The organism is Actinomycetospora sp., assembly GCF_055612215.1.
In genome coordinates this window covers 1-6,245 of sequence record NZ_JBVPVA010000597.1, presented here as the reverse complement: position 1 = coordinate 6,245, position 6,245 = coordinate 1, and the positions used below count along the sequence as shown (strand labels likewise).

At 74.4% G+C, this 6,245-nt stretch carries 6 protein-coding genes; 5 read left to right on the top strand and 1 reads right to left on the bottom strand.

The features are described 5' to 3' along the window. Positions 1-11: 11 nt before the first annotated feature. The 5 genes from AC0CYZ_RS16330 to AC0CYZ_RS16310 are packed head-to-tail and all read left to right on the top strand — an operon-like array spanning position 12 to position 5,307. The gene (locus AC0CYZ_RS16330) at positions 12-1,238 is read left to right on the top strand and encodes a sedoheptulose 7-phosphate cyclase (RefSeq protein WP_472217172.1); all 1,227 of its coding nucleotides are present in this window, start codon (positions 12-14) and stop codon (positions 1,236-1,238) included. Then, positions 1,235-2,143 (top strand): O-methyltransferase, encoded by a 909-nt coding sequence (locus AC0CYZ_RS16325; protein ID WP_472217170.1) that lies wholly within the window; start codon positions 1,235-1,237, stop codon positions 2,141-2,143. Before AC0CYZ_RS16330 ends, AC0CYZ_RS16325 begins: the two co-directional genes overlap by 4 nt. A gap of 3 nt (positions 2,144-2,146) precedes the next feature. Next, the gene (locus AC0CYZ_RS16320) at positions 2,147-2,929 is read left to right on the top strand and encodes a TauD/TfdA dioxygenase family protein (RefSeq protein WP_472217168.1); all 783 of its coding nucleotides are present in this window, start codon (positions 2,147-2,149) and stop codon (positions 2,927-2,929) included. Continuing rightward, positions 2,926-4,245 carry an ATP-grasp domain-containing protein gene (locus tag AC0CYZ_RS16315; protein WP_472217166.1) on the top strand — a complete coding sequence of 440 codons (1,320 nt, stop codon included), beginning with the start codon at positions 2,926-2,928 and terminating at the stop codon, positions 4,243-4,245. The genes AC0CYZ_RS16320 and AC0CYZ_RS16315 overlap by 4 nt, the downstream gene beginning before the upstream one ends. 12 nt (positions 4,246-4,257) lie before the next feature. After that, positions 4,258-5,307, top strand: coding sequence for a D-alanine--D-alanine ligase family protein (locus AC0CYZ_RS16310; RefSeq protein WP_472217164.1), 1,050 nt, complete (start codon positions 4,258-4,260; stop codon positions 5,305-5,307). 99 nt (positions 5,308-5,406) lie between these two features. Here AC0CYZ_RS16310 and AC0CYZ_RS16305 read toward each other — a convergent pair whose 3' ends face one another. Continuing rightward, positions 5,407-6,132, bottom strand: coding sequence for a glycosyltransferase family 2 protein (locus tag AC0CYZ_RS16305; protein WP_472217162.1), 726 nt, complete (start codon positions 6,130-6,132; stop codon positions 5,407-5,409). Positions 6,133-6,245 lie beyond the last annotated feature (113 nt).

Below are 6,245 nucleotides of genomic sequence, written 5' to 3'. Positions count from 1 at the left end.
CGGAGAGACCCATGGCCGCCGCCCCCGAGCCGACGCTGACCGCGACGGACACCGCCTTCCACATCGAGGCCTACGAGAAGATCGACTACTCGCTGCGCTACGTCGACGGCGTGTTCGCCCCGGAGAACCCCGAGCTCGCCGAGGTCTACCGGCCCTACGGCCGCTGCCTGATGGTGACCGACCGCGCCGTGCACGAGCTCTACGGCGACGCGATGCAGGCCTACTTCGACCACCACGGCATCGCCCTGACGGTGTTCCCGCTGGTCATCCGCGAGCCGGACAAGACGCTGCGGACCGTGGAGCGCATCGTCGACGCCTTCGGTGACTTCGGCCTGGTGCGCACCGAGCCGGTGCTCGTCGTCGGCGGCGGCCTCATCACCGACGTCACCGGGACCGCGTGCTCGATGTTCCGGCGCGCCACGAACTACGTCCGGATCCCGACGACGCTGATCGGGCTCATCGACGCCAGCGTCGCGATCAAGGTCGCGGTGAACCACGGCAGGAACAAGAACCGGCTCGGCGCCTTCCACGCCTCGCAGCAGGTCATCCTCGACTTCTCGTTCCTGCGGACGCTGCCGGTCGACCAGGTCCGCAACGGGATGGCCGAGCTCGTCAAGATCGCGACGGTCGGCAACAGCGGCATCTTCGAGACGCTGGAGAAGTACGGCGAGGACCTGCTGACCACGCGGTTCGGACACCTCGACGGGTCGGAGGAGCTGCGCGAGATCGCCCACCAGCTGACCTACGACGCGATCCGCACGATGCTCGAGCTCGAGGTCCCGAACCTGCAGGAGCTCGACCTCGACCGCGTCATCGCGTTCGGTCATACCTGGAGCCCGACGCTCGAGCTCACCCCGGAGCAGCCGTACTTCCACGGGCACGCGATCGCGGTCGACATGGCGTTCTCGACGACGCTGGCCGAGCGGCGCGGTTACATCTCGGCCGGCGAGCGCGACCGGATCTTCTGGCTGATGAGCCGGATCGGGCTCACGCTCGACAGCCCGTACCTGACGCCGGAGCTGCTCGCGAAGGCCACGGACTCGATCGTGCAGACCCGCAACGGGCAGCTGCGCGCGGCCGTGCCGCGCCCGATCGGGACGTGCTTCTTCGTCAACGACCTCACCGACGACGAGCTCGCGGCCACCCTCGACTCCCACCACGAGCTGGCCGCCGGCTACCCGCGCGGCGGCCAGGGCGAGGACATGTTCGTGGTGCCGGAAGAGGTGGCGGTCTCGTGAGCGCCCCCGGCGCGACGGCGCCGACGCCGTCGCCGTCGCCCGGGGCCGCGACGACCGCGACGACCGCGACGACCGCGACGACCGCGGTGACCGCGCCGGGCGCGCCCCGCCCGGTCACCCCGGTCGGCATCCTCGCCGCCACGCTCGACGACGTCCTCGCGCAGGCGGAGCAGGGGACCCTGGACGCCGACGGGCTCGCGGCGCTGCGCCGGGCGCGCGACCTCGCCGCCGGTCTCGACCCCTACCTCGAGCGCGCCACCACGCCCGAGTCGCCCGCCCTCGCCGAGCTCGCCCGCCGCACCGCCGACCACGACTGGCGTACCCACGGCGGCGACACCGGCCTCGAGCAGGAGATGCTCTCCGGGCACGTCGAGGGCCAGCTGCTGCGCACGCTGGTGCACGCCACCCGCGCGCGCACGGTCCTCGAGGTCGGCATGTTCACCGGCTACTCGGCGCTGGCGATGGCCGAGGCGGTCGGCGACGGCGGCCGGGTCGTGGCCTGCGAGGTCGACGCCGAGGTGGCCGCGTTCGCACGGGAGTGCTTCGCCGCGTCGGTCGCCGGCGGGCGCATCGACGTCCGCGTCGGGCCGGCCGCGGACACGCTGCGCGCCCTGGCCGGCGCGCACGAGCGCTTCGACCTGGTCTTCGTCGACGCGGACAAGGCCGGCTACGCCGGGTACCTCGACCAGCTGCTCGACGGCGACCTGCTCGCGCCGCACGCGCTCGTCGTCGTCGACAACACCCTGATGCAGGGGCAGCCGTGGGTGACCGGCGAGCCGACCACCAACGGCGCCGCGGTCGCCGCGTTCAACGACGCGCTGGCGGCCGACCCCCGCGTCGAGCAGGTCCTCGTCCCGCTCCGGGACGGCCTCACCCTCGTCCGCCGCGCCACGCCGGAGGTCTGATCCGTGGACGCCAAGCCCCTCGACCCCCTCGGTGCGGAGGTCACCGGCCTCGACGTCGGGCCGCTCGCCACCGAGGACGTCACCGCGCTGCGCGACCTGCTGGCCGAGCACGGCGTCGTCGTGCTCCGCGACCAGGGCCACGCCGACGACGACACCTTCACCGCGTTCCTGCGCAGCATCGGGGACCTGGCGTTCACCACGGGGGAGACCCCGCTGGCGGGCCACCCCGAGCTGAACGTCGTCTCCAACGTCGGGCGCGACACGCCGCCACGGAGCAACTTCCACGTCGACACCGGCTACGTGGCGCGGCCGCCCGCCTACACCGCCCTGCGCGCGGTGGAGATCCCGACGCGGGGCGGGCAGACGCTGTTCAGCAACCAGTTCCGCGCCCACGACACGCTGCCCGCCGACCTCCGCGCGACGGTCGAGGGCCGGACGCTGCGCCACGTCGTCACGGGCCTCGAGCTGGGTCCCGACGACGAGGCCGCGGCCGAGCACCCCGTCCTGCGGCCCCACCCGGTGTCGGGGCGCGTCGCGCTCTACCTCGACGCGCCCGCCCGGTGTGCCGCGATCAGCGGGCTGGGCGAGGACGAGTCGGCCACCGTGATCACCGCGCTGCTCGAGCACTCGACCCGCGACGACAACCTCTACCGCCACGCCTGGCGGCCCGGCGACGTCGTCGTCTGGGACAACGGCGCGGTCCTGCACAAGGCCGACCACTCCGGTGTCGTCGGGGACCGGGTGATGCACCGCGGGATGGTCGCGACCTACCCGGGCGTCCGGTGAGCAGGCTCGGCGCCGTCGCGCGGACCCTCGGTGCCCAGGCGCTGCTGGCCGCCGCGCTGCCCGCGAACCTCGTCGTCACCGCCGCCGCGCTGGCCCGCGGCGCCGTGGTCGGCGCCGCCGCCCGCGAGACCCCGGAGCGGCCCCGGACGGTGCTGGTCAGCGGCGGCAAGATGACCAAGGCGCTGGCGCTCGCCCGGGCGTTCCACGCGGCCGGGCACCGGGTCGTGCTCGTCGAGTCGAGCCGTTACCGGCTCACCGGACACCGCTTCTCCCGCGCGGTCGCCGCGTTCCACGTCGTCCCGGCCCCCGACGACCCCGGCTACGTCGACGCGCTCGTGGACGTGGTGCGCCGCGAGGGCGTCGACGTCTACGTGCCCGTCTGCAGCCCGGCGTCGAGCTGGTACGACGCCCTGGCCAAGCCGGTGCTCGAGCAGTGGTGCGAGGTGCTCCACGGCGACGCCGAGGCGATCGGCACCGTCGACGACAAGGCCGCCTTCGCCGCGGCCGCCCACGCCGCGGGCCTCCCGGTGCCCGACACCCACCGCGTCACCTCCGCGGCCGAGGTCGAGGCCTTCGACTTCCCCGCCGACGGCCCGGCCTACGTGCTCAAGTCCATCCCGTACGACCCGGTCAATCGGCTCGACCTCACCCCGCTCCCGCGTCCGACCGCCGCGGAGACCGCCGCGCTCGCCCGCTCGAAGGCGATCTCGCCCGAGCGCCCGTGGATCCTCCAGGCGTTCGTCCCCGGGCGGGAGTACTGCACCCACGGCACCGCCCGCGACGGCCGCCTGCAGGTCTACTGCTGCTGCGAGTCCTCGGCGTTCCAGGTCAACTACGCCCCGGTCGACGAGCCGGAGATCGAGCGCTGGGTGGAGACCTTCGTCGCGGAGAACAAGCTCACCGGCCAGTACTCGTTCGACTTCATCGTCGACGACGACGGGGCCCTGGTCGCCCTGGAGTGCAACCCCCGCACGCACTCGGCGATCACGATGTTCCACGACCGGTACGCCGACCTGGCCCGCGCCTACCTCGACCCGGAGGCGCCGACGCTGCGCCCCGGCGCGACCGTGCGGCCCACCTACTGGCTCTACCACGAGCTGTGGCGGATGCTCTCCCGCCCGGCGAGCATCCCCGAGCGGCTGCGGGTGGTCCTGCGCGGCCGCGACGCGATCTTCGACCTCGACGATCCGTTGCCGTTCCTGCTCTCCCACCACCTGCAGATCCCGGCGCTGCTCTGGCGGAACCTGCGCGAGGGCCGCGACTGGATCCGCATCGACTTCAACATCGGCAAGCTCGTCGAGCCGGCCGGGGACTGAGGGGGTCGATCAATGCTGCGCGTCCTGCACCTGGTCGGCTCCCCGACCGATGAGTTCCTCGCCGAGCTCTCCCGGCTCTACGCCCGCGACGCCCTCGAGGCGGTCGCCGACCCGGACCGCTACGCGTTCACGATCGCCCACGTCTCGCCCGACGGGTGCTGGCGCTTCCCGGCGACGCTCACCGACGCCGCCCTCGTCGCGGCGCCCGCCCTGGACGTCGGGGACGCGATCACGCACCTCCGCGAGCTCGCGCCCGACGTCGTCGTCCCCCAGATGTTCTGTCTGCCCGGCATGACCTCCTACCGTGCGCTGTTCGACGTGCTCGGCGTCCCCGTCGTCGGCAACGCACCCGACGTCATGGCCGTGGGCGCGGACAAGCCACGGGCCCGCGCAGTCGTGGCGCACGGCGGCGTCGACGTCCCGGACGGCGTGGTCGTGCGCCCCGGCGAGGACCCGCCCGGCGTCACCCTCCCGGTGGTGGTCAAGCCGGCCGACTCCGACAACTCGCTCGGCGTCACCCTCGTCCGCCGGCCCGAGGAACGAGGGCCCGCCCTCGCGGCGGCCTTCGAGCACGCCGGGGCGGCGCTCGTCGAGACCTACGTCCCGGCCGGGCGCGAGGTGCGCTGCGGGGTGATCGAGCGCGACCGCCCCGGCGGCGGGACCGAGCTGGTCTGCCTGCCGCTCGAGGAGTACCCCGTCGACGCGGACACGGCGCCGATCCGCACGCCCGCCGACAAGCTCACCCGCGACGACGACGGCGGGCTCGGCCTGGTCGCGAAGGGCGACGGCAAGGCCTGGACGGTCGACGTCGACGACCCGGTGACGACGGCGGTGTGGGAGGCGGCGCGGCGCTGCTACGTGGCGCTGGGCTGCCGGGACTACGGCCTGTTCGACTTCCGCGTCGACCCCGACGGCCGGCCGTGGTTCCTCGAGGCGGGCCTGTACTGCTCGTTCGCCCGCACCAGCGTCGTGGTGATGATGGCCGCGCAGGTCGGGATCGGGGTCGAGGACCTGTTCGCCGAGATGGTCACGCGGGCGGCCCGCCGGCGCGTAGGCAGATGATCATGTCGAGGGCACCGCACCGCGCGGTACCCTCGACATGATCAACGGCCTAGCGTGATGCGACCGCCAACCCCGGTCGTGGCTCGCGGGCGTGCCCGGTCAGCCGGCGCGTTGCGTGTCCGCGGAGCCGAGGTCGATCAGCCGCCCGGCGAACCCGCCGGCGGCCCGCGCGGCCCGGCGCCCGCTCGTGAGCACCGGGCTGCGCCGGGTGCGGTGCACCGTGAACCCGCCGTCGTCGAGGGCGTCGACCAGCGCGACGTCCTCGCCGGTCGCGAGGCCGTGGAACCCGCCGCACGCCCGGTAGGCCTCCGCGCGGACGCCGAGGTTCGCGCCGTGGACGTGGGGGTGCGGGTCCCCCGCGGCGTCGTAGACGTCGGAGAACCAGTGCGCGGCGGCAGGGGACTGCTCGCTCCAGTCCTCGACGTACACCGCGCCCACCCGCGCGTCGGCGGGCCGGGTCCACGCCTCGAGCTGGGCGAGCAGCCAGTCCGGCGGCACCCGGGAGTCGGCGTCGGTGGTGGCGAGCCAGCCCGGGGGCGGGCCCGGCCCGTCGAGCAGCGCCGCGCACCCGGCGTCGCGGGCCAGCCCGACACAGCGGTCGCCGATGACCAGGGTCTCGACGCCGTGCGCCCGCGCGACGTCCGCGGTGCGGTCCCGGCAGGCGTCGAGGACGACGAGCGTGCGCACGACCGCGCGGTCGGAGACCCACCGGGCCGCCCGCGCCAGGGCGTCCAGGCACCCGCCGAGGAGGTCCTGCTCGTCGTGGGCGGGCACGACGACGCCGAGGACGGGCACGTCGGGCACGTCGGGCAGCGGTCGGGTCACCGCAGCCCCACCCGCTGGGCGACGGAGCGGGCGGCGGGCGGGGTCCGGGTGAGCACGTCGAGGCGGAAGTCGGCCTCGCGGTGCTCCGCGATCCGCGCCAGGCCGTCGAGGCG